The organism is Vibrio sp. 2033 (assembly GCF_033339735.1).
This window is the reverse complement of sequence record NZ_JAWOVC010000820.1, coordinates 1-521: the sequence shown is the minus strand read 5'-3', so window position 1 is coordinate 521 and position 521 is coordinate 1. Positions and strand designations below refer to the sequence as shown.

Sequence of the window (521 nt, the reverse complement as noted above, 5' to 3'; positions counted from 1 at the left end):
GCCCAAGATTGTGGTGCAAATGAAGCAAAGTCACCGGCATGATGCAATGCACCAGCTGTTAACTGGCGTCATTGCAAAATACATGAGTGCTTAATTCTCAGTGCTTAGCGGCAAAACTGAATGTTTTCTGACTGAGGGATAGTATGCAGCAGCTCAATCAATGAGTCTGCGTGGTACTTCTTCAAGATACGTGTTTTGTAGGTACTGATCGTTTTAGCGCTCAGTGAAAGCTGCTCAGAAATCTTCTTATTTGAGTAGCCTTGCGCTAAGTAATGGAACACCATAGCTTCGCGGTTTGATAGCGTCACATCACCCGATGATGGCGTGTGAGTCGACTTAAACATCGAGTAACCGCGAGACACACTCACAATCGCATCGGCGATAGTTTCTCTTGCTTCATTCTTGTTTAAGAAGCCGTTAGCGCCCATTTCGTAAGCGGCTTTAGAAAGGCTAGAGTAGTCACGTGAAGAGACAAACAACAGTCGTCCACGATAGCCCGTCGCTAAAATGTTTTTGGCTAA

Annotated in this window: 1 protein-coding gene and 1 pseudogene; one reads left to right on the top strand and one right to left on the bottom strand. The window is 45.5% G+C overall.

The window, feature by feature from the left end; all coding sequences use genetic code 11:
• Positions 1-94 (top strand): annotated as a pseudogene (locus tag R7P74_RS29285) (LysR family transcriptional regulator); the annotation flags it as partial.
• A gap of 10 nt (positions 95-104) precedes the next feature.
• On the opposite strand, the gene R7P74_RS29280 reads toward R7P74_RS29285, so the two are convergent.
• Positions 105-521 (bottom strand): response regulator transcription factor (locus R7P74_RS29280; protein WP_318124242.1); only part of this gene is annotated, 417 nt, incomplete at its 5' end.